This is a genomic window from Microbacterium sp., assembly GCF_049661145.1.
Lineage (GTDB): Bacteria > Actinomycetota > Actinomycetes > Actinomycetales > Microbacteriaceae > Microbacterium.
In genome coordinates this window covers 27,730-49,140 of the sequence record NZ_JBASZT010000403.1, presented here as the reverse complement: position 1 = coordinate 49,140, position 21,411 = coordinate 27,730, and the positions used below count along the sequence as shown (strand labels likewise).

Genomic DNA, 21,411 nt, shown 5'->3' with positions numbered 1-21,411 from the left:
CCCCAGCACCGGCGCCGGCTCCCTCTCCTGCTGCAGCTCCCGCGCCGGCTCCGGCACCCGCGCCGACTCCCGCGCCTGCGGCCGCGGCGGACGACGAGGTCACGACCTATGTCACCCCATTGGTGCGACGTCTGGCGCAACAGCAGGGCATCGACCTGGCCACGGTCACCGGCACGGGGGTCGGCGGCCGTATCCGCAAGGAGGACGTCCTCAAAGCCGCCGAAGCCACCAAGGCCGGCCAGAGCGCTCCGGTTACCACTTCGGCGCCGGCCGCGCCGGCTGCCGTGGAGGTGTCGCCGTTGCGCGGCACGACCCAGCCGATGTCACGTCTGCGCAAGGTGCTCGCCGAGCGGGCCGTCGCTTCGATGCAGCAGACGGCGCAGCTGACAACGGTCGTCAAGGTGGATGTCACGAAGGTCGCGGGTTATCGCAGTGCGGTGCAGGCCGACTTCGTCGCCAAGACCGGAGGTAAGCTGTCGTTCCTTCCGTTCTTCGTGCTTGCCGCCGCCGAGGCCCTGCAGGCATACCCCGTCATCAACGCGACCGTCAACGGTACGGACATCGTGTACCCGGCGACCGAGAACATCTCGATCGCCGTCGACACCGAGCGTGGACTGCTCACGCCGGTGCTGAGAGACGCCGGCGGCAAGTCTCTCGCCGACATCTCGAAGGAGATCGCTGATCTCGCCGCGCGCACGCGCGACAACAAGCTGAAGCCCGACGAGTTGGCGGGCGGAACGTTCACGGTCACGAACACCGGTTCGCGCGGCGCGTTGTTCGACACCCCGGTCGTCTTCCTGCCGCAGTCGGCGATCCTGGGCACCGGTGCCGTCGTCAAGGAACCTGGCGTCGTGAGGGTCGACGGCGTCGACGCGATCGGCATCCGTTCCTACGTCTATCTCGCACTTTCCTACGATCACCGGATCGTCGACGGCGCCGACGCGGCGCGCTTCCTCGGGGCTGTCAAGACGCGACTCGAGACCGCACAGTTCGAGGCCAATCTGGGCGTCTGATCTGCAGGTCCACGGCTCAGGGCTGGTCCGCGAGGTCATAGACGTCGCGGACCAGCCCTTTTCCGTCGACCGTGACCAGCACGAGAACCTGTGATGGTCTGTCCGGTGCGTCGACGCGGTAGACCGCGACGCCGCCGTACTCATCCAGCAGCGTTGCGGTCCGGTCGGCCGCTCCACCGCTGGCGACTCCCGTCGGAACCGGCGTCGCGGGATCTTCGAGCACTTCGCAGATCGCCGGCGCTTCGCGCGCGCACGTGTCGAGCGCGGCAAGCGCACGCACTGCGGGTCCCGAAGACCCCTCACTCGGTGACGCGGTCGGTGTCGTCTCCGCGGTCGTCTCGACGGCGCCGGAGTCGTCGTCGATGTGCACATGGGGCGAGGATGCCGTGGCATCGGAGCTCTGCGGAACAACGGCTTCTGCCGGGTCCTCCTCATGCGGCAGAGCAAGTCCGCCCGCCACGGTGATCACACCGACCGCCGCGGCCACGATCAGCGGCGCGCGGCGCCGAGGCGGTCGCACCGTGCGATCTGCATGAGCGGGGCGCACCGCCGGGCGTCGCCGCGGCGGATCGGTGGGCCTTCTTCGCCGGCGCATGCCGGCGAACACGCTCGTCGCCGCCCCTGTCACCGAGCGCACGCCCTGAGCCGCGCGGTCGACGACATCGTCGTCGACGAACCGTGCGTACCACAGTGGTGTCGGCTTCGGGTGCGGGTCCGCAGCGCTGCTGAGCGAGCGGGCGCGCCTCGGCATCGGTTCGACGGCAGCCGGGGCGAGACGACGAATCAGCGGTGCCGGCTCGGCGGCGTCGAACAACAGATCCTCGCAGCGCTCGACATCGCGCTCGATGAGCGGGCCGGCAGACAGGGCGCGGACGACCTCGGCGAGGGCGTCGGCCAGTGGGCCTCGCGCGTCCTCGGCAAGCTCCGCCAGCACGGAGAGAGCAGTATCCACCCAGGGGGCAGCGCCGCCTGCAGCGAGGACGGGTCTGCCATCGGCATCCACCCACCACGTTCCGGTCTCGATGCCGACACTCTGCGCCGTCGTCGCCGCGCGCAGGATGCTGACGGCGATCGTGACCGCCTCCCCCGGGGTCGGCGGCACTCCAGCAACTCGGCGTGCCAGCGGAGCGTCGCACGGGAGCAGAAGAGCCATATGACCGCCGTCGACGCGCGCGATGTCGTGCGGTATCAGGATGTGGGAGTCCAAGGGCACCTGCCATACCTCCATCGGGAGAGCATCGACGCGGACCCAGACCATCGGTGGGTCGCCGGCGCGCAGGATGCCGGGGTAGGGCGCTTCATCGGGGCGCAGCCGCCGTAGGGCCGGAGGCGGTTCGATCGGAGACTGTGATGGGCTCATCCCCCGAGTGTGCGACGCGTGGGCACGCCGTGGTGGTGGATCGGCAAGAACTGTGGACAACCGTGCAGACTGCGGCCGTGTGCAGAAGGCGACGGACACCGCCATGCGGCATCGGCGGCGCCGGTAGGCTTGATGCCATGGCCTCCCGCAGTACCGCACCCGAGAAGCGTCCCGGCTTCTTCTCGCAGCTCCGCTCCCTGTACACCTTCACGAAGGCCGAGTTCTCGTGGCTGCCGTGGGTGCTCATCGCCGTGCTCCTGGTCGGCATCGGCATCGGCGTGGCCGTCGGGTTCCTGATCCCGCCCGTCGCGTTGTGGAGCATTGTTCTCTGGGGCGTGACCGGACTCATGTTCGGCCTGTTGGGCGCCATGATCTTGCTGACACGGCTGTCCACGCGCGCGATGTACATCAAGCTCGATGGTGTGCCGGGGGCAGCCGGTCACGTGCTGTCGACCTCGCTCGGCCGCAGTTGGGTGGCCTCCGACACGCCCGTGGGCGTGAATCCCAAGTCGCAGGACGCCGTGTACCGAGTTATCGGCCGTGGCGGTGTCGTGATCGTCGGAGAAGGCGCCCGCGGGCGGCTGACACGGCTCGTGAACGACGAGAAGATGAAAGTGCAGCGCGTCGCCTCGGGCGTACCGATCAACGTGTTGTATCTCGGCCACGGTGAGGGCGACGTACCGATCTCGAAGCTGGCAGGGACGATCAAGTCGCTGCCGAAGAAAGTCGATCGCGCGACCATGGCGGCCGTCGTCAAGCGTGTCGACTCGGTGTCGCAGTCGGTGACTTCGCTGCCGATCCCGAAGGGCATCGACCCTATGCGAGCCCGCGCCCCGCGCCCGCGGTAGTGCCCACCCGCGGCCGCGGACTCAGGAACGGACGAGAACTGTTCCTGCCCCCTTGTCGTGGAGGCCGCGCTGATCGGCATCCCAGATGACCGCCGGAATCACCAGGACGAGCAGCGTCGTTCGTACGATCGGGCGCCAAAGACCGACCCAGCCGCCGTCGAGCGGGCGTAGACGCAGGCCGACGAGGCGGTGCCCGGGACTGCCGCCGAGGGTCGGCAGAAAGAGTATCTGGACTGCGGAGAAGATCGCGAGAGTCGCAATCGAGTCGTAGGCGAAGAAGGCTACGGAGACGATCACCGCCGCGGCCCAGTCGATCGCAAGCGCCGCGATCCGCCGTCCCGGACGTGCGATGCTCCCGGGACCCGACTCGGGCATCCCCAGGCGCTCGCCAGGATAGCTGTGGTCGATAGCGTCCGCCGTCACCGGATCAGCCTACCCGCGGCGCCGTAACATCCCCGAAACACGAGCGATACTGCCGGGCAACCGGCCGCCGATAACTTCAATGGGAGCCTGGCCCCGTCAGGCGTGTTCCGCACCCGATCTTGGAGACTGCATGTTCAAAGATTCATCCGAGGTGCTCGCGTACATCAAGGACGAGGACGTCAAGTTCCTCGACATCCGTTTCACGGATCTGCCTGGTGTGCAGCAGCACTTCAACATCCCCGCTTCGACTGTCGACGAGGAGTTCTTCACGGTCGGCCAGCTGTTCGACGGCTCGTCGATCCGCGGCTTCGCCAACATCCACGAGTCGGATATGCAGCTCATCCCGGATGTCACGACGGCGTACCTCGATCAGTTCCGTGAGGCGAAGACCCTCATCATGATCTTCGACATCTACAACCCGCGCACGGGTGAGATCTACCACAAGGATCCGCGTCAGGTCGCCAAGAAGGCGATCAAGTACCTGGAGTCCACCGGCATCGCCGACACCGCGTTCTTCGCTCCCGAGGCAGAGTTCTACATCTTCGACGACGTCCGCTACGAGGTGAAGCAGAACTCCAGCTTCTACAGCGTCGACTCCGAGGAAGGCGCGTGGAACACCGGCCGCGTCGAAGAGGGCGGCAACCTCGCCAACAAGACCCCGTACAAGGGCGGCTACTTTCCCGTCAGCCCGGTCGACAAGACGGCGGACCTCCGCGACGACATCACGCTCAAGCTCATCGAGGCGGGATTCATCCTGGAGCGCTCGCACCACGAGGTGGGCACCGGTGGTCAGCAAGAGATCAACTACCGCTTCGACACGATGGTGCACGCGGCCGACGACATCCTGAAGTTCAAGTACATCGTCAAGAACGTTGCTGAGGCGTGGGGCAAGGTCGCTACCTTCATGCCCAAGCCGCTGTTCGGCGATAACGGCTCGGGCATGCACACGCACCAGTCGTTGTGGCTTGACGGCAAGCCGCTCTTCTATGACGAGAAGGGCTACGGCGGGCTCTCCGACGTCGCTCGCTGGTACATCGGCGGCCTGCTCGCCCACGCCCCGTCGGTGCTCGCCTTCACCAACCCGACGCTGAACTCGTACAAGCGTCTCGTGAAGGGCTACGAAGCACCGGTCAACCTCGTGTACTCGGCCGGCAACCGCTCCGCGGCCATCCGCATCCCGATCACCGGATCGAACCCGAAGGCCAAGCGCATCGAGTTCCGCGCGCCCGACGCCTCCGGCAACCCGTACCTCGCCTTCGCAGCGCAGATGATGGCAGGGCTGGACGGCATCAAGAACCGCATCGAGCCGCACGAGCCGGTCGACAAGGACCTCTACGAGCTGCCGCCTGAGGAAGCCAAGAACATCCCGCAGGTGCCGAACTCGCTGCTGGACTCGCTCGACGCGTTGCGTGCAGACAACGAGTTCCTGCTGGCGGGCGGCGTCTTCACGCCCGAGTTGATCGAGACCTGGATCGAGTACAAGATCGAGAACGAGATCAAGCCGCTCGCGGCGCGCCCCCACCCGTTCGAGTACGAGCTCTACTTCGGGGTCTGATACTCAGAAGCAGCAGAGAACCCCTCCCCTCCCCCGGTTTTCGCGGGAGCGGAGGGGTTCTCTCATGTCAAGGTGTCCGAAAACTCAGGCGGGGGTGTCCGAAAACTGTCCGAGAACCGCCTCGAAAGGCGGTTCGAGAGGGCCTGCGGCACGCCTTGCCCTCATCCACCCTCACTGGAAACGCCATGGCGCGCATAGGGCACGAGTGCCCAACAGCGATAGCAGCATCAGCCTCCCCGAACTTCTCACCGACCAGGCGCTGTCGGACTACCTCGGTGTCCCCGTCCGGACGCTGGAACGCTGGCGCAGCGAAGGCAACGGGCCCTCCTCTTGTGAGGTTCGGCCGCAGCCCGGCCCACAGGATCTCGCGTCAACCTGGCTCACCCGATGACCTCCGAGCCGTTCCTGGCCAGGACGAGCGCGGCGGCGCGGGCCAGATCTGCGCGCTCGGCGCGGGCCATGACCCAAGATACGAGCGGCTGCAGCAGCCGGTCGGCGCCCGTGAGGCCGATGCGGCGCTCAGTACGAAGTGCGCAGCGCCCGTCGTCGAGGGGGACGATGGCCCGGGTGCCGTGGGCATCGGTGCCGTCGACCGCCCGCCAGGCGAAGGAGCGCCCGGGGAGGACGTCATGCAGCTCGACCCGGGTGACGACGGTGCGTCCGAGCGTCTGCAGCTCCTCCACCGCCTGCGCTCCGTCGTGCACGATCCCGGGTGGGGTCTGCTCCATCCGGCTCACCGCGCGCCGCCACAGCGGGTCGTTCGCATAGTCGCCGAGCACCGCCCACGCGGCGTCCGCGGGCGCCTCGATGACGGCGCTCGCCCGAGTCAGGACCGTGGTCATGGTTCCTCCAGATTCGCATATATGATTCATGATGATACTATTTCTACGTGAACTATATGACGAATGGAGCCGATGCGCCAGACGATGTCACCGATCGCGCGGTCGCGCAGTGGCGGGCGCAGCGACCCGACCTCGACTTCTCCGCGATGGGGCCGCTCGCCCGTCTGGCGCGGCTCGCCATCTTCGGCGGACGACTCGTCGACCGCGTGTTCGAGACGGAAGGGCTCGACCGCGGCGACTTCAACGTGCTCGCAGGCCTGCGGCGCAGCGGCCCGCCCTACCGGCTCACCCCGTCCGAGCTCGCCGACGCGCTGCTGACCACCCGCGGTGCGATGACCAAGCGCGTGGACCGGCTCGAGGCGCTCGGTCTCGTCAAGCGCACCGCGAACGGCGCGGATCGACGCAGCCTTCACGTCGGCCTCACGGACGAAGGGCTGCGCCGGATCGACGCGCTCATCGTTCACCATGTCGAGAACGAGTCGCGACTACTCGCCGTCCTCGCCCCGCGCGAGGTCGCCGCGCTGGACTACGCACTGCGGAAGCTGCTGCACTCCATTGGCGACGGCGCCTGATCGAGAGTCGTAGAGTACGAATGCCGGAAGGGGACCGCCGATGCGCAGCAGCGAACTCGCCCGGCTCGGCGGCGTCACGGTGCGGGCACTGCGGCACTACCACCAGATCGGACTGCTCGACGAGCCGGAGCGGCGGGCGAACGGCTACCGCGAATACGGTCCCGAGCAGCTCGTCCGCGTGCTCCGCATCCGGCATCTCGCCGCACTCGGCATCCCACTCGACCACATGGGCACCCACCTCGACTCGACCGACGGCGACCGCGCGACACTGCTCGACGAGCTCGATGCCGGCTTCGCATCGGAGATCGAGCGACTCACCGCGCAGCGCCGACTCGTCGCGCAGCTGCGGGCGCAGGCCGGACCGCTCGACGCGCCACCGGAACTCGCGCCTTTCCTCGCCGCCCTCGCCGCCGCGGAATCCACCGACCTCGCCGCACTCGACCGGGACCGGGCCGTGCTGCTCGCCGGGCTTGCCGGGAACGCGCGGATGCCCGACCTGGTGCGACTCTACGAGCGCCTCGCCGCCCCGGACCTCGCAACGGCGACCGCGGAGCTCGGGGAGCGATTCGCGACGCTCGACCCCGAGGCGTCCGCCGCCGCCTCGGACGCACTCGTCGCCGACTTCGAGGCGGTCGTACTCCCCCTGATCGCCGACCTCGCGACCGCCGACCCACCACTCGACCTCGACGCGGTCGCGCCGGCGTTCCGGTCCCTCGCGGTCGGGGACCTGAACGCGGCGCAGCGGGCGGTCATGGACCGACTGGAGGCGTCGGCCGCGGCAGAGCACGCGCGAATCCGCGGCTCTTCGGCAACCGGGGCTTGACCCTGCCGCAGCGTCATAGTTTTCACTGGGGACATGCCGTTCCTCGCACTCGCCCTCCTCCTCGCGAGCATCCTGCTCGTCCGAGCCTTCGGGGTCGAGCGGGCGGACTATCGCCGCTTCGATCTCGCCGAGCGGGAGCCCCAGCGCCTCGACTTCTATCGCCGCTGGCTCCGCGACCTCGTCCTCGTCTACGGGGGTCTGAGCCTCGTCGGTCTGCTCGCGCTCTTCGTGCCGCAACTGCTCCGCGGGAACTGGGGCGGTCTACCGACGCTGCCGACGTTGGTCGCCGCATGGCCGGAACTCGATGCGATGCTCGTGGACGCGCAGGCCCGGGGGCCGTTCCCGTGGCTCCGCGGGGAGCACGGACCGCTCGGGCCGATTCTCATCGCCGCGGTCGGCGGGCTCATGCTCCTCGTGCTCTTCGCGGTGCTCATCCCGGTCGCACTCGGGCGAGTGGATGCGGATGCCGTGTACGCGGCGGAGGCGATGATCCCGCGGACACGCACCGAGACCCGGTACGGCGCGGCAATGTCCGTCGGCGCCGGCGTGCTCGAGGAGGCGCTGTTCCGTCTCGCCCTGCCCGGACTGCTCTACGCCGCGCTCGGGGATGCCTGGCTCGCCTTTCTCCTCGCCGGCGTCGTCTTCGCCCTGGTGCACGTGTATCAGGGGTGGGTCGGCACGCTCGCGGCCGGCAGCATCGGCATCATCTTCGCCGGGCTCTACGCGGTCACCGGCTCGATCCTGCTCGTCATGCTCATCCACGCGGTCATCGACGTGCGCTCGCTGGTGCTGACGCCGATGCTGCTGCGCCGCTCCGCAAGCCGACGGCCCGCGGCCATCCGGTCCATCGCCCAGCAGGACCGGTAGAACGACAGGAGACCCTGACCATGACCGGCACGTCGCCGCTCGCCATCGACCTCGACGCCATCCCGTGGACGGAGAACCCCGACGGGATCAAGTCCGCCACGCTCGAAAGGAGCCGACAGTCCGGCGAGCTCTTCAGCTGCGCCTCATTCATCGACCCCGACGCGCTCATCATCGCCCACTCTGCCGGCACCTTCCTCCGGGTTCCGGGCGGCGCGGTTCACGTCGACGGCGTCGACGAGAGGACACCGTCTGCATCGGCCCCGCGCTCGGCCCGTGGGGATCCGACTACGCGGCCGACAAGGAGAGAAATCGCACGTGTCGGTGACTCGGGTGATGGATGCCTCAGCGGGCGCGCCGCGCCACCGCCACTCCCCTTCAATCGGCCTCAACACCGACGGCATCGAATGCCCGCCGGTTAGTGACGATCTGCTGCTGGTGACCTGCGACCCAGCCCGCGAGGATGCGGATCGCCTCGCCGAGCGACACGCCCAGGTCGGTCACGGCGTACTCGACGCGCGGGGGGACTTCGGCGTAGATCGTGCGGGTGATGATGCCGTCGCGCTCCAGTGCGCGCAGGGTGACGGTGAGCATCCGGCGGGAGATGCCGGGGACGATGCGCAGCAACTCGGTGAAGCGGTGAGGGCGTTCGCCGAGGATGCCGATGACGAGCAGGCTCCACTTGTCGCCGACCCGCTCCAGCACGGAGCGGAACACGTCGGGGTCGTGGTCGTCGAGGCAAAGCTCGCTCATCGTCGGCAGGGACCGGATCAGTTGCTCGGACTGCTGCGCGCGGGTCATAGCGTCTCCTTGGGTCGGTCCCCGACCCGGTCGCGTGCTGGTTACCGCGGAGTGACCGGGGCTCGCTTGAAGTGACCAGTTACCGTAGCGTACACCAGTCACTATGAGTAACCACATCCTTGATCCAGACGCCTTCGAATTCGGGCTCGACACGCCTCTACACGTCACGGCGGATGCCGACGGGAACGACCTGCCCGGCGATCAGGTCATCCGCAACGCCATCGAGGAGGCCGTGCTCGCAGACTCGGTCGGCATCGACTCCTTCAACATCAGCGAGCACTACCGCGACAAGTTCATGGATTCTGCAGGCGCCGTCGTGCTCGCCGGGATCGCGACCCGCACCCACCGCATCCGGCTCGGCACCGCGGTGACGGTGCTCAGCACGCAAGACCCGGTGCGTCTGTTCACCGAGTTCTCGACCCTGGATGCGCTCTCGAGCGGGCGCGCGCAGATCGCGCTCGGCCGGGGCTCACTCACCGAGTCGTTCCCGCTGTTCGGCTACGACCTGCGCGACTACGAGACGCTCTTCGAGGAGAAGCTCGACCTGTTCACGAAGCTCATCCGCGAGCAGCCGGTCACCTGGGCGGGCACGGTGAGAACGCCTCTGGACGAGCAGTACGTCTATCCGCCGCTGCCCTCCGGCCACCTCCCGACCTGGATCGCCGTCGGCGGCAGCCCGCAGTCCGTCGTCCGCGCGGCTCGCTACGGCCTCCCCCTCATCCTCGCCGTGATCGCGGGCGACCCGATCCGCTTCGCCCCTTACGTCGACCTGTACCACCGCTCCCTGGCGCAGTTCGGGCAGGCGCGCCAGCCGGTCGGGATGCACTCGCACGGGTTCGTCGCCCGCACCGACGAGGAGGCCAAGGCCATCCAGTTCCCCTACTCCCGCGAGATGTGGGCCGGCGACGAGCGCCGCCCCGCGCCCTCGATGGGCTTCTTCGAGAACGAGGTGGAGCACGGAGCGCACTTCATCGGCTCCCCCGAGACGGTCGCGCAGAAGCTCGCGCACCACATCCGCGCCCTCCGCCTGGAACGCTTCGACCTCGCCTACGCCACCGGCCGCGTGCCCCACGAGCACCGGATGGCGACCATCGAGCTGTTCGGCCGCGAGGTCGTCCCCCGGGTGCGCGAGCTGCTGCACGAGAACCCCGCGGAGGTGCCCGCATGAACGTCGATCCGGCAGACATCGAGTTCGGGCTCAACTCCTTCGGCGAGGTCGCCACGGACGACGACGGCCGCATCCTCAGCGACGCCGAGACCGTCCGGCTCATCATCGAGGAGGCGGAACTGGCCGAGTCGGTCGGCGTCGACTCCTTCAGCGTCGGCGAGCACTACCGGGCCGGGATGGTCGACTCGGCGAACCACGTCATCCTCGCCGCGATCGCCGGCCGCACCTCGCGCATCCGGCTCGGCACCTCGGTCACGGTTCTCAGCACCCAGGACCCGGTGCGCCTCTACGCGGAGTCCGCCACCCTGGATGCCGCCTCCGACGGGCGGGCGCAGCTCATCGTCGGCCGCGCCTCCTCCGTCGAGTCGTTCCCGCTGTTCGGCTACGACCTGGCCGACTACGAGACGCTCTTCGAGGAGAAGCTCGACCTGCTCACCCGCCTCATGCGCGACCAGCCCGTCACCTGGGAGGGCACCGTCCGCTCCGCGCTCGACCAGCAGATCGTCGTACCGGGCATCGAGCCGGGCAGCATCCCCACCTGGGTCGGAGTCGGCGGCAGCCCGCAGTCCGTCATCCGCGCCGCCCGCTACGGCCTCCCGCTCATGCTCGCCATCATCGGCGGGCACCCCGGCCGCTTCGCCCCCTACGCCGACCTCTACCGCCGCAGCCTCCACGAGTTCGGCCACCCCGAGCTGCCCGTCGGCGAGCACTCCCTCGGACTGATCGCACCGACCGACGAGGAGGCCCGCGAGGCGCACTGGCCGCTCTGGCACCGCGTGATGACCACGATCGGCACCGAGCGCGGGTTCCCTGCTCCCACGCCCGAGCACTACCTCGCCGACACCCAGGGCGGGGCGCTCTTCGTCGGCGCGCCCGAGACCGTCGCCGCGCGGATCGCCGACGCGATCCGCACCCTCGGCCTTGGCCGCTTCGACCTCAAGTACGATCTCATGCACGCACCGCGCGCCCTGCGCGAGCGCACTATCAGGCTCCACGGCACGCACGTCATCCCGCGAGTCCGCGAACTGCTCGCGGAGGGCCGGCGATGAGCGCGCGGGAACGGCTCGGCATCGTCGGCGCGGGGAAGATCGGCACGACCATCGCCCGCGCCGCGTTGGACGCAGGGTACGACGTGATGCTGTCTGGCTCGGGCACAGTCGAACGCCTCGCGCTGACCGCGGAGATCCTCGCGCCCGGCGCGACGCCCGCCGTCACCGCCGATGTCGTCGGCCACGCCGAGCTGATCGTGCTGGCGGTGCCCACTCACCGCTTCCGCGAGCTGGACCGCACCCTGTTCGATGGCAAAGTGCTCATCGACACCATGAACTATTGGGAACCGATCGACGGGCACGACCCCGAGTTCGCCGCAGACCCCGCCGGATCGAGCCTCGTCGTCCAGCGATGGTTCAGCGGCGCATCGGTCGTGAAGAGCCTCAACCAGCTCGGCTATCACGAGTTCGACGAACTCCGCCGACCACACGGTCGCCCCGACCGCCTGGCTCAAGCGGTCTCCGGGAACGACGGCGAAGCACGCACCGCGGTGATGCAGCTCGTCGACCGACTCGGCTTCGACGCCATTGACGCCGGGCCGCTCACGGCGGCAACACCTCTCGGTACCGGCGGAGCAGCTTTCGGCATCGGGCTGAGTGCCGGTGCGCTCTCGCTCCTGCTCGCGGCATGATCGCAAGCACGCTTAGAACAGCGTCGGTGCGTCTGGCCTCGTTGGGGTCGAGAAGCCGAACGCCTCGACGGGGCTCAGCTCGAGCTGCGGAGAGCTGACGCGGAACCGCTGGAGCAGGACGGCCTTCGCCTCCGTCCCTGATGTGAGGTCGCACGATGCCCGCATCGCTTCGCTGTCGTCGATGGGGTCATCCAAGAAGCGATGCGGCGGTCGAGCATAGGGAGCTGTTCTCGCTGAGAGGGCGCGCCGCTACGCGTCGCGCCTCGACGCCGCCGCGATCAGCGCGAGCTCGTCGACGAAGGACTGCCAGCCGGCGAGGACCCCGGCCTGCTGTTCGGGCGAGAAGCCCGGGGTCTGCTGGGTGAAGTGCATCCGAGTGCCCTGGTCGATGGCGGTCAGTTCTACGACGATACGTGCGCGCTCCGGTTCCGCGGGGCGGTCGGTCAGCGTGAACACGAAACGCTCGTTCGGGGTGACCTCGAGGAACTCACCCGTCCAGTCGATCGTGCTGCCGTTCGGCAGCACCATCTGAGCAGTCCAGATCCGGCCAGGCTCAGCGACAAAGTCGAGGCTGTCGAGCGCCACCTGTACGTCCTTCCCGCCGAACCATCGAGCGAAGTGCTCCGGGGTCGTCCACGCAGCGAACACCGCTTCAGGTGGAGCGGCGAAGTCGCGATCTATCTCAATGCCTTCGGGGTTGATTCCGGTCATCGTGGTTCTTTCGTCGAGCGGGTGGAGAGGTGGGTGTCGAGAGCGTCGAAACTATCGGTCCAGAAGCCTTGGAAGTTGTCTATCCAGGCGGAGGCGGTCCGCAGCGGGCGGGCGTCCAAGGAGGCTGGTCGGTACTGTGCGTCGCGTCCACGATGGACGAGCCCCGCATTCTGCAGGACCCCGAGGTGCTTCGACACCGCGGCGAGTGTCATGTCGAACGGAGCTGCGAGGTCGCCGACCGTGGCGGATCCCTCGCAGAGACGAGCCAGCAGCGCCCTTCGCGTCGGGTCGGCGAGCGCGGCGAAGGTGCGACTCAGTTCGTCGGCCTGTGGCATTGGCGCTCCTCCTGCATTTTCTTGCTCAACCGATCAGAATTATACTGCTAGGTTGAATATGAGCTACAGACGCAAGTCGTCAAGATCGCTGGAGCTCCGCTCGCGCATGCTGGCACTGTCACCTCGATCCCCGTCGGGAGTACCGTTTCGACATGCAGACGCCGCCGGTGGTGCGTAACGTCGCCGTGGCTATCAGCGCGGCCGTCGTGACGTTGCTCGCTGCCGCGAGCCCCGCGATCCTGACCGGGTTCCCCCACACGCCGACGTCGAGTCTCTTCGTCGGTCCCGTCTTCGTTGCGGCCGCGACCTTCGCCGCAACCGCGAAAGCCCGCACTTTGGCATGGCTGTTCGGTCTCGCGGGCGCGATCTGGGTGGCCGTCGGCCTGGCGGTCGTCTTGCCGCCGCCCCTCGACAGTGTGGTGGAGCGCGCCGCTCTCGTTCCCTGCGCGCTGGTGATCGGGGCGGTGGGCGCGATCCCTACGGGAACGCTCGTGCGGAGATCGGCCCGGGTGACCTTCGCCGTCGCCGTCGCCATCGCCATCGTGTCCGGAACCGGTGCACTGTCCCTCGCCGTCGCGGGGATGGCGGCGACCGTCGTATTCACGCTCTCGCGCCGCGGAGAGTTCGTCGTCACGCTGTCGAAACTCACGTGGGCACTGGCTCTCGTGGTGGTGGATCTGGCGCGCCTCGCACCGCTGGTCCCCGTGTCTGTCGCGGCAGCGCTTTTCGACATCCTGCTCGTGATCGGCTCGATCATGTGCCTCCTGCTCCTCGAGCGCTACCGCATGCTGTGGGCTGCGTATCCGAGGATCACCGAGACCAACGCCGACGAATACGGTGCACGCCTTGCCCGCGCGCTCGACATCCCCGCCATCCGCGTCGTGCTGCCGACGCAGGCGGGCAGGTTGCTCGATGCCCGGGGGCGCATCGCACAGCCGATCACGGATGCCGTGGTCGTCGTCGATCGAGACGGTACGGACCTCGCCCACCTATCCCCCGGGGTGCTCGACGCCCCGGTGACGGTCGAAGCACTGCGCCCGGTGCTGCGCCGCGTGTCGGCCCTCGCTCGGTCACGGCACGACGCCAGGCGGGTCGCGGCCACACTTCGCCGTTCGCGGGCTCTGCTCTTGGAAGTCGCCGACCGGGAGCGTGCGGACCTCGACCGACTGCTGTCGACGACGGTCATCCCGCGTGTCCTTGCTGCGGCAGACCTCGCTCGCAGAGCGCAACGCTCCGATCTCGCCGATCACGGCGTGAGCGCGGCCGAATCGGTGCGGAGCGTATCCGAGTTGGTGCCGGAGGCCGCCACTCTTGCTGGGTTGCTCTCGGTGCTCGAGCGTCCCGGCGTCGAGGTCGAGGTTACGGGTGACGCGCCGCTCTCGCGGAGCGCAGCGCGCTCGCTGTGGTACTTCTGCAGCGAGGCGCTCGCGAATAGCGCCAAGCACTCGGGCGTCGCTACCGCCTGCGTGCGCGGCGAGTGCGAGGGCGACACAGTCGTCATCTCGGTCGCCGACGACGGTGTGGGCGGGGCGGACACGGCCGGCAGCGGCATCCGCGGGCTCTTCGATCGCGCGGCGGTTCTCGGAGGACGGGCGCGCATCGATAGCCGTGCGGGAGCGGGAACCGTTGTCGCGCTGGTGACGACGGCATCCGCCCTCTCGCGGGAACCCGCAACGTACTCTGCGGCCATCCCGGATGAGTCCGAGGTGCCCCGGCTCCTAGCCTCACGTGCATGAGCACACGAAGCAGATCCACGCTGGGCGTGGTCGTCATCGGATCAGCGATCTTCGCCCTCGCGGCTTGCGGACAACCGCTCGGCCGATCGGGAGCGACGGTCGACCCCGTCACCATCTCATCGACGTGGGGCAACGGTCCCGGCGGCATTGGCTCCGACGTCCTCGACGCGATCGTTGCATCAGATGCGGCGCCGGCCATCGTCGTGACGGCTCCGTCCGAGGATGGCCGCGCTCCCGTCGACGACTACGAAGGCGCGACGATAACGCTGCTGCAGGAGGGCGCCGTCGACTTCTCGGTCGTCCGGGCCGACAGACTCGTCCAGGCGGGCGCGAGTTCGCTCGCGCCGCTACAGGCGCCTCTCGTCGTGAAGGGCCCCGAGCATGCCACAGCCATCGCGGCAGATCCGGTGAGCGAAGACCTCATGTCCGGGCTTGACGAGATCGGCTTGGTCGGCGTCGCGCTTGTTCCGGGCGGAACCCGCCGCATCTTCGGTTACCGCGACCCCGTGCTCGGCCCCGAAGATTACGCAGGAGCAGTCTTCAATACCCGGACCGGAACGGGCGTCGATGACTTGTTCGCCGCGCTGGGCGCCACAACGGAGCATTCGACAGGAGACGAACGCACCAAGCGCGCAGCGTCGGGCGCATCCCGCGGCATCGAGGTGTCGCTTCAGCAGGCGGGGGCAGCAGACCTTCCCGCGGTCATGACGACGAACATCGACCTGTATACGAAGTTCGACGTCGTCGTCGTGCGTAAGGAGGTGTGGGAAGGTCTCACCTCAGCCCAGCAATCAGCCCTTTACGAAAAGGTGCAAGACGGGGCGACCACCGCACAGGACGAGCGGCCGACGGACGCCGAGGCGCTCGCGGGTTGGTGCGCCTCGCCTGGCGCGGGCACCGCGACGGCGACGGACGCGCAGGTCGCCGGGGTGCACGCTGCACTCCAGACCGTCGTCGACCGGATCTCGAAAGACCCGGACGCGAAGGCAGCGATCGCACGTATCAGCGCCCTCGCGCCCGCTGAAGAGCCGGCGGCGCTCAGCGGATGCGACGGGGTCTCGGAGAGTCCGACGGAACACTCCATCACACCGTCCGGCGATCAGACCGTGCTCGACGGGACGTGGCGCCTCGAGATCACGCTGGAGCCGCTACTGGCCGCCGGGATGTCGCGCAGCGAGGCACTCGCGAACGTGGGCGTGTGGACGTGGCGCGTCGAGAACGGGCGCGCGGTCGTGAACCAACCGCACGGCTCCGACTGCACAGTCCAGTTCGTCTTCGCGGATGACGAGTTCTCGATGGACTGGGGCGCGGAAGGAAACCAGGCGTGCTATGGAGCCGGCCGCGGGACATATCGACTCAATGGCAACCGGGCCTACCTCGACTTCACGGCCGAGCGTGACTACGACCCGTCCTGGGACGACGCGCTCTTTGCTGGCGGGTTGGTACGCATCGAATGATCCGTGCCCGTGCGCGCGTCGCGACGGTGAGGACGATACCCATCGCCTTCACCGTCGCGGCGTGCGCCGTGAGCCTCGCCGCGATCGGCGCACGGCCGACGGTGTCCATCAGCGTGTGGGTCGGCATCGGGACAGCGATCGTCGCACTCGTCACGGTTTCGGGTAGCCGGTCTTCTGCCACCGCAGCCTTGGCTCTTGCGGGCGCCGCGCTCACGTTGTCCGACGGAGGAATCGGCACGTCGCCGCAATGGGATGCGGGACTCTCGACGGCGCTCCCACCGATCGTGGTCGCCAGCGCGGCCAGCAGCATTTCGACGCGGCCGCGCCTCGCTCTCGCGCTCGCCTTCGTCGCGGCGATCCTCGGCGGCCCGGTCGCCGCTGTGCTCGAGGACCCGCTGGCACACCCGAACTGTGACTCGTGCGCGAGCAGTGCCTTCTCGCTGTGGCCCGATGCCGCCGCTTCCGTCCTGTGCGCAACGATCGGCGCCGGGGCTCTCGCCGGAGCGCTCTGCGGGCTCACTCTCGGTACCCGACGTGGGCGCGTGTTCGCGGGGCTCACCGCACTCGCCGCGGTCATCCTCTTGATCCCGAGCGCATCGGCAGTCCAGTGGGGCGCCTCCGTGGCGGCGCTGACCGCGTCGACGGCCGCCGTCGTACGCTTCGCGCAGAGCGCTCGCGCCCGACGGCGGCTCGCGCTCCTGTCCGCGAGCACCGGTGGCCGCAACACGAGTGGGGCGCTCCGCGCCGCGCTCGACGACCCCGCGCTGCGCATCATCTATCCGCAGCCCGATGGTACGTGGGCGGACGAGGCCGGAGCGATCACGCAGCCGCACGGGGCGGGGCGAAATCTGGAGAGCGAGGGCATGCTCGTCGCACGCATCGAAGGCGACAGCACCGACCGGATCGACACCGTCCTCACCCCCGAGTTGTTGGCCGGCCTCGAAGAAGGCCGGCTCAGCGCCGCGCTCGCCGCCGACATCGTCGAACTCCGCGCTTCTCGCCTCCGCGTGGTTCGTCACGCCGATGACGAGCGGCGCGCATCGGAGCGCGACCTGCACGACGGGTCGCAGCAGCATCTGCTGGCGTTCGGACTGGCTCTGCGCGCGGCGGCAGCAACGTCGACGCCGCCGCAAGCGCAGGGGATGTTGCAAGAGGCGGTCGCTGAGATCGAGGTGGCGCTGGGTGAGCTTCGGGAGGTGGCACACGGGCTGTACCCGCCGGTACTCACTGCCTCGGGCGTGGAGGCCGCAGCAAGCGATCTCGCGCGGCGGATGCGGGCGAGAGTGAGTTTCTCGAACTCGCTGCCTCGCTTCGCGCCGGTCGTCGAGCGCACGCTCTACCTCGCGATCGCGGCGGCGCTCACCTCTCACGAGGACATTGCAGTGGAAGGCACTGTCGACGGCGACGACGTGATGCTTCGGGTCATCACGCCTTACCCCCAGCCGTCGCCGATTCTGGTGGAGCGTGTCGCCGCCGTCGGTGGAATACTCGGCGCGTCCCCGTCGGGACAGACCCATGTGTGGACGGTGAGAATGCCATGCGCGTAGCCGTCGTTGATGATCAGTTCCTCACGCGGGAGGGGGTCATCGCCATCCTGCGGGCCGAGGTCACGCCGGACGTCACGGGATACCCGGACGGGTCGAGCTTCGTCGCGGCTCTCGCAGAGGAGACCTTTGATGTCGTGGTGTTGGATGTGCGGATGCCGCCGACCTTTACGATCGAGGGCGTCGAACTCGCCGGCTCGCTTCGGGCCACACATCCAGGCATCGGCATCCTGGTGCTTTCGCAGCACGCGGAGCTGGAGTTCGTCGAGAGTGTGCTGACGGGCAAGGACCGCGCGATCGGGTACATCCTGAAAGACTCCCTGCTCGGTGCTGACACGCTCAGCGCGTCGGTCCACCGCGTCGCCGCAGGCGAGATCGTCGTGGACCCCGTCGTCGTGCAGAAAGTGATCGAACGGCGTACCGAGACCCGCGACCCCCTCACGACGCGAGAGCGCGACGTCCTCGCGGCCGTGGCGGAGGGTCTCACCAACACCGGCATCTCGAAGAAGCTCTTCCTGTCAGAACGCACCGTCGAGTCCCATATCCAGCATCTGTTCGAGAAGCTCGGTCTCGCGGAGCACCCGCACTCCAACCGCCGGGTGCTCGCGGCCCTGCGCTACATGGACGACGGGCGCTAGATGCACCGTATGCCGCTGCCAGGCTGGAGCGACACGCCACTCACCCGTAGAAGAGCTTCTCGAAGACGCGGCGGGCGCGGCGCGCAGCGCGCAGCCACTCCTCCTCCACGAGCGTCGCCGAGCGGGGCGGGTGCTCCAGCAACCGGCCGATCCCGTCGAGCTTGCCGCGGTCGACGGGTAGGACGTCGCTCGTCTGCCCCGACAGCAGCGTGTTCGCCGAGCGCAGCCGGCTGGCCAGGCGCCACGCCTCTCGGAGACGTTCCGCGGCGGCATCCGGCACCAGCCCCGCCTCACGCGCGGCTTCGAGCGCGTGCAGCGTCGACGTGGTCCGCAGCGCCGGAATGCGGTGGGCGTGCGCATGCTGAAGCACCTGGACGAGCCACTCGACGTCGCTCAGTCCCCCCGGGCCGAGCTTCAGATGACGGGCGCGATCGATGCCCTGGGGCAACCGCTCGTTCTCAACGCGCGCCTTGATGCGCTTGATCTCGCGGAGGTCCTGCGTCGCGACCGCAGCGGGATAGCGGACATCGTCCGCGAGGGCGATGAACCGTTTGCTGAGCTTCACACTGCCCGCGACACCACGAGCGCGCAGCAATGCCTGCGCCTCCCAGGAGAGCGACCAGCGCCGGTAGTACTCGGCGTACGAGTCCAGCGACCGCACGAGCGGCCCGCTGCGGCCCTCCGGACGCAGGTCGGCGTCCAGGTCGAAGGGCACGCGCTGATCCTCGGAGTAGGTGCGGATGCCGGTGACCAGCCGCAGCGCCAGATCGTGGGCGCGCTGCGGGTCGACGCCGTTGGGGTCGTACACGTAGAGCACGTCGGCATCCGACCCGAAGCCGAGCTCTCTCCCACCGAAGCGACCCATCGCGATGATGGAGAAGTCGAGAGCGTTGTCCTCGGGCGGCACCACCTCCCGACGCACCGCCCGCAGGGTCGCCTGGATCGTGACCTCGCTGATGGTCGTCAGCCCCGCGGCCAGCTCATCGATCGTGAGCGTTCCGAGGATCGACCCGAACGCGAGCCGCAGCAGTTCACGGCGACGCAACGTCCGCACGGCTCGCATGGCGTCGCCGATCTCCTCGTGACGCGACTGAATGGCTCGTGCCTCCTTCTGCAGGAGCACTCCCCCGCGCGGCCTCAGGAGTTCGTCGGAGTCGAGCCAGGCCACCGACTCGGGGATCCACTCCATCAGCTCCCCGACATACCGCGATCCCGACAGCAGGCGCGTCAGCCGCTCCGCGGCACCCGAGGAGTCGCGGAGCATCCGCAGGAACCATGGCGTGTCGCCGAGACGCTCGCTGATGCGGCGGAAAGCGATGAGTCCGTAGTCGGGATCGACACCGTCGGCGAACCAGCGGATCATGACGGGCATGAGGTGGCGCTGGATCGTCGCCTTGCGACTGAGGCCTCCGGTGAGCGCGCCGATGTGGCGCAGCGCTCCGGCGGGATCACGGAACCCGATCGCCGCGAGGCGGTCGTGCGCCTGCGCCGCCGTCAGCTGGAATTCGTCGGAGGTCAGCGCCGCCACGGCCGACAGCAGCGGGCGGTAGAACAGGCGGACGTGGATTTCGCGGACCTCACGCTTGATGCCCTCCCACAGCCGCCAGATCCCCTCGCCGCTATCGGCGAGGTGGGAAGCCCGTGCCAGTACCCGCTGCCCATCGGAGTCGGACGGCATGAGGTGGGTCCGCCGTAGGTCGCGCAGCTGCACGCGGTGTTCCAGCACCCGCAGAACCCGGTAGTCGCGCGCGAACGCGGCGGCATCACCTCTCCCGATGTATCCCGCGGCGACCAGTGCGTCGAGCGCGTCAAGGGTGCCGCGCTGCCGGATCGTGTCGTCACTTCGCCCGTGCACGAGCTGCAACAGCTGCACGGTGAACTCGATGTCGCGGATGCCGCCCGGTCCGAGCTTCAGTTGATACGGCACATCCGCAGCTGGGATGTGGTCGGTGACGCGTTCGCGCATGCGCTGCACGCTGTCGACGAAGTTCTCCCGGGCCGCACTCGTCCACACTTTCGGCTGGACAGCCGCAATATATGCCTCGCCAAGAATGCGATCGCCCGCGAGCGGTCGTGCTTTGAGCAGGGCCTGGAACTCCCAGCTCTTCGCCCAGCGCTCGTAGTAAGACAGGTGGGAATCGAGACTGCGCACGAGCGCGCCCTGCTTGCCTTCAGGACGGAGGTTGGCGTCGACCTCCCACAGCGGAGGCTCGATCTCCATGCTCGAGATGCCGCGCATGGTCTGCACCGCCAGCCGCGTCGCGATATCGATGACGCGACTCTCCCCGAGTTGCGCCGTGAGCTCGTCGGTACCGCCGCCCACGAAGATGACGTCCACATCGCTGACGTAGTTGAGCTCGCGGGCACCGGTCTTGCCCATGCCGATGATCGCGAGTCGCGTGTCCGCGACCTGCGCACGCGGGAACAGCCCGATTCCCGGGCCTCCGGCCGCGACCCGGGTTCGCGCCACGCACAGCGAAGCCTCGAGTGCGGCGCCGGCGGCATCGGCCAGTGCCGCGGCGACCTCCGCCAACACCGCCACCGGGTCAAGGGCGCCGAGGTCGTGGGCCGCGATCCGGGCGAGCATCCGGCGATAGCGCACCCGGAGGGCGACCCACGCGCTCTCGTCGCCGATGGAGGCGAAATCGTCGGCATCCGCGCCCACCGCGTCTCGGAGTTCATCACGCAGTTCGTCCGCCGTGGGCAACGGCATATCGGGAGGCGCAACGTGCGCGAGCTCGGCGGGATGCCGCAGGTAGAAGTCACCGAAGCCCTTCGACGCGCCCAGCAGCAGCCACAGCGTCTCACCCGTGCGGCGGAGCGTCGCGGCTACCGCGCGCGCGTCGCGGCGGGCGACCCGTACGAGCGCGGTCAGTGCCGCGTCGGGGTCGGCGGCGCGCTCGGCACCGGTCAGCAACTCCTCACGCGGAAGCGAGACCAACTCGGCGAGCTCGGCCACCAGCCGGTCAGCCTCGCCGAGTTCGCTGAAGCCGTCGCGCGCCAGCACGGTCCGGAAGGACGTGCGTTCGCTCGCGCTCAT

The 21,411-nt window shown here is 68.7% G+C and carries 21 protein-coding genes; 13 read left to right on the top strand and 8 right to left on the bottom strand.

Annotation, left to right across the window (positions count from 1 at the left end; translation table 11 throughout):
- Window positions 1-1,013: 2-oxoglutarate dehydrogenase, E2 component, dihydrolipoamide succinyltransferase (gene sucB, locus WBP48_RS16845; protein WP_424441892.1), on the top strand; the 1,013-nt coding region annotated here is incomplete at its 5' end.
- Between the two features lie 16 nt (window positions 1,014-1,029).
- Here sucB and WBP48_RS16840 read toward each other — a convergent pair.
- Window positions 1,030-2,373 carry a hypothetical protein gene (locus WBP48_RS16840; protein WP_424441891.1) on the bottom strand — a complete coding sequence of 448 codons (1,344 nt, stop codon included), beginning with the start codon at window positions 2,371-2,373 and terminating at the stop codon, window positions 1,030-1,032.
- Window positions 2,374-2,510: 137 nt separating this feature from the next.
- Here WBP48_RS16840 and WBP48_RS16835 point away from each other — a divergent pair, with 137 nt between their 5' ends.
- The gene (locus WBP48_RS16835; protein WP_424441890.1) at window positions 2,511-3,221 is read left to right on the top strand and encodes a DUF4191 domain-containing protein; all 711 of its coding nucleotides are present in this window, start codon (window positions 2,511-2,513) and stop codon (window positions 3,219-3,221) included.
- Window positions 3,222-3,242: 21 nt separating this feature from the next.
- Here WBP48_RS16835 and WBP48_RS16830 read toward each other — a convergent pair whose 3' ends face one another.
- The gene (locus WBP48_RS16830) at window positions 3,243-3,596 is read right to left on the bottom strand and encodes an RDD family protein (protein WP_424441894.1); all 354 of its coding nucleotides are present in this window, start codon (window positions 3,594-3,596) and stop codon (window positions 3,243-3,245) included.
- A gap of 178 nt (window positions 3,597-3,774) precedes the next feature.
- Here WBP48_RS16830 and glnA point away from each other — a divergent pair, with 178 nt between their 5' ends.
- Window positions 3,775-5,199, top strand: a complete 1,425-nt coding sequence (gene glnA, locus WBP48_RS16825) for a type I glutamate--ammonia ligase (RefSeq protein ID WP_424441889.1) — start codon at window positions 3,775-3,777, stop codon at window positions 5,197-5,199.
- A gap of 380 nt (window positions 5,200-5,579) precedes the next feature.
- Here the strand turns inward: glnA and WBP48_RS16820 are convergent, their stop codons facing one another.
- Window positions 5,580-6,041 (bottom strand): SRPBCC family protein, encoded by a 462-nt coding sequence (locus tag WBP48_RS16820; RefSeq protein WP_424441888.1) that lies wholly within the window; start codon window positions 6,039-6,041, stop codon window positions 5,580-5,582.
- Between the two features lie 56 nt (window positions 6,042-6,097).
- Here WBP48_RS16820 and WBP48_RS16815 point away from each other — a divergent pair, with 56 nt between their 5' ends.
- The 3 genes from WBP48_RS16815 to WBP48_RS16805 are packed head-to-tail and all read left to right on the top strand — an operon-like array spanning window position 6,098 to window position 8,303.
- A complete protein-coding gene (locus WBP48_RS16815) occupies window positions 6,098-6,613 on the top strand; it encodes a MarR family winged helix-turn-helix transcriptional regulator (RefSeq protein WP_424441893.1) in 516 nt (171 codons plus the stop codon).
- A gap of 40 nt (window positions 6,614-6,653) precedes the next feature.
- The gene (locus tag WBP48_RS16810; protein ID WP_424441887.1) at window positions 6,654-7,436 is read left to right on the top strand and encodes a MerR family transcriptional regulator; all 783 of its coding nucleotides are present in this window, start codon (window positions 6,654-6,656) and stop codon (window positions 7,434-7,436) included.
- 33 nt (window positions 7,437-7,469) lie between these two features.
- On the top strand, window positions 7,470-8,303 hold the full coding sequence (locus WBP48_RS16805; RefSeq protein WP_424441886.1) for a CPBP family intramembrane glutamic endopeptidase: 834 nt from the start codon (window positions 7,470-7,472) through the stop codon (window positions 8,301-8,303).
- A gap of 375 nt (window positions 8,304-8,678) precedes the next feature.
- On the opposite strand, the gene WBP48_RS16800 is transcribed toward WBP48_RS16805, so the two are convergent.
- The gene (locus tag WBP48_RS16800) at window positions 8,679-9,101 is read right to left on the bottom strand and encodes a winged helix-turn-helix transcriptional regulator (protein WP_424441885.1); all 423 of its coding nucleotides are present in this window, start codon (window positions 9,099-9,101) and stop codon (window positions 8,679-8,681) included.
- A 103-nt stretch (window positions 9,102-9,204) separates the two neighbouring features.
- On the opposite strand from WBP48_RS16800, the gene WBP48_RS16795 reads away from it, so the two are divergent.
- Genes WBP48_RS16795 through WBP48_RS16785 form a run of 3 tightly spaced genes read left to right on the top strand, consistent with a single transcriptional unit; the run spans window position 9,205 to window position 11,950 of the window.
- A complete protein-coding gene (locus WBP48_RS16795) occupies window positions 9,205-10,269 on the top strand; it encodes an LLM class flavin-dependent oxidoreductase (protein WP_424441884.1) in 1,065 nt (354 codons plus the stop codon).
- A complete protein-coding gene (locus WBP48_RS16790; protein ID WP_424441883.1) occupies window positions 10,266-11,318 on the top strand; it encodes an LLM class flavin-dependent oxidoreductase in 1,053 nt (350 codons plus the stop codon). Before WBP48_RS16795 ends, WBP48_RS16790 begins: the two co-directional genes overlap by 4 nt.
- Window positions 11,315-11,950 (top strand): NADPH-dependent F420 reductase, encoded by a 636-nt coding sequence (locus WBP48_RS16785; RefSeq protein ID WP_424441882.1) that lies wholly within the window; start codon window positions 11,315-11,317, stop codon window positions 11,948-11,950. The genes WBP48_RS16790 and WBP48_RS16785 overlap by 4 nt, the downstream gene beginning before the upstream one ends.
- Window positions 11,951-11,962: 12 nt before the next feature.
- Here the strand turns inward: WBP48_RS16785 and WBP48_RS16780 are convergent, their stop codons facing one another.
- From WBP48_RS16780 to WBP48_RS16770, 3 genes are read right to left on the bottom strand one after another with little or no spacing between them, the layout of a single operon-like run.
- Window positions 11,963-12,145, bottom strand: coding sequence for a hypothetical protein (locus WBP48_RS16780; RefSeq protein ID WP_424441881.1), 183 nt, complete (start codon window positions 12,143-12,145; stop codon window positions 11,963-11,965).
- A 54-nt stretch (window positions 12,146-12,199) separates the two neighbouring features.
- Complete coding sequence (locus WBP48_RS16775; RefSeq protein ID WP_424441880.1) at window positions 12,200-12,661, bottom strand: SRPBCC family protein; 462 nt, start codon at window positions 12,659-12,661, stop codon at window positions 12,200-12,202.
- Window positions 12,658-12,996, bottom strand: a complete 339-nt coding sequence (locus WBP48_RS16770) for an ArsR/SmtB family transcription factor (RefSeq protein ID WP_424441879.1) — start codon at window positions 12,994-12,996, stop codon at window positions 12,658-12,660. The genes WBP48_RS16775 and WBP48_RS16770 overlap by 4 nt, the downstream gene beginning before the upstream one ends.
- A 152-nt stretch (window positions 12,997-13,148) precedes the next feature.
- Between WBP48_RS16770 and WBP48_RS16765 the strand changes: the two genes are divergently transcribed.
- From WBP48_RS16765 to WBP48_RS16750, 4 genes are read left to right on the top strand one after another with little or no spacing between them, the layout of a single operon-like run.
- The gene (locus WBP48_RS16765; protein WP_424441878.1) at window positions 13,149-14,732 is read left to right on the top strand and encodes a sensor histidine kinase; all 1,584 of its coding nucleotides are present in this window, start codon (window positions 13,149-13,151) and stop codon (window positions 14,730-14,732) included.
- Window positions 14,729-16,189, top strand: a complete 1,461-nt coding sequence (locus WBP48_RS16760) for a hypothetical protein (RefSeq protein ID WP_424441877.1) — start codon at window positions 14,729-14,731, stop codon at window positions 16,187-16,189. Before WBP48_RS16765 ends, WBP48_RS16760 begins: the two co-directional genes overlap by 4 nt.
- Window positions 16,190-16,215: 26 nt before the next feature.
- Window positions 16,216-17,736, top strand: a complete 1,521-nt coding sequence (locus WBP48_RS16755; protein ID WP_424441876.1) for a sensor histidine kinase — start codon at window positions 16,216-16,218, stop codon at window positions 17,734-17,736.
- Window positions 17,727-18,371 carry a response regulator transcription factor gene (locus WBP48_RS16750; protein WP_424441875.1) on the top strand — a complete coding sequence of 215 codons (645 nt, stop codon included), beginning with the start codon at window positions 17,727-17,729 and terminating at the stop codon, window positions 18,369-18,371. Before WBP48_RS16755 ends, WBP48_RS16750 begins: the two co-directional genes overlap by 10 nt.
- 40 nt (window positions 18,372-18,411) lie before the next feature.
- Here WBP48_RS16750 and WBP48_RS16745 read toward each other — a convergent pair whose 3' ends face one another.
- Window positions 18,412-21,411: a bifunctional [glutamine synthetase] adenylyltransferase/[glutamine synthetase]-adenylyl-L-tyrosine phosphorylase gene (locus tag WBP48_RS16745; protein WP_424441874.1), complete on the bottom strand. Its 3,000-nt coding sequence runs from the start codon at window positions 21,409-21,411 to the stop codon at window positions 18,412-18,414.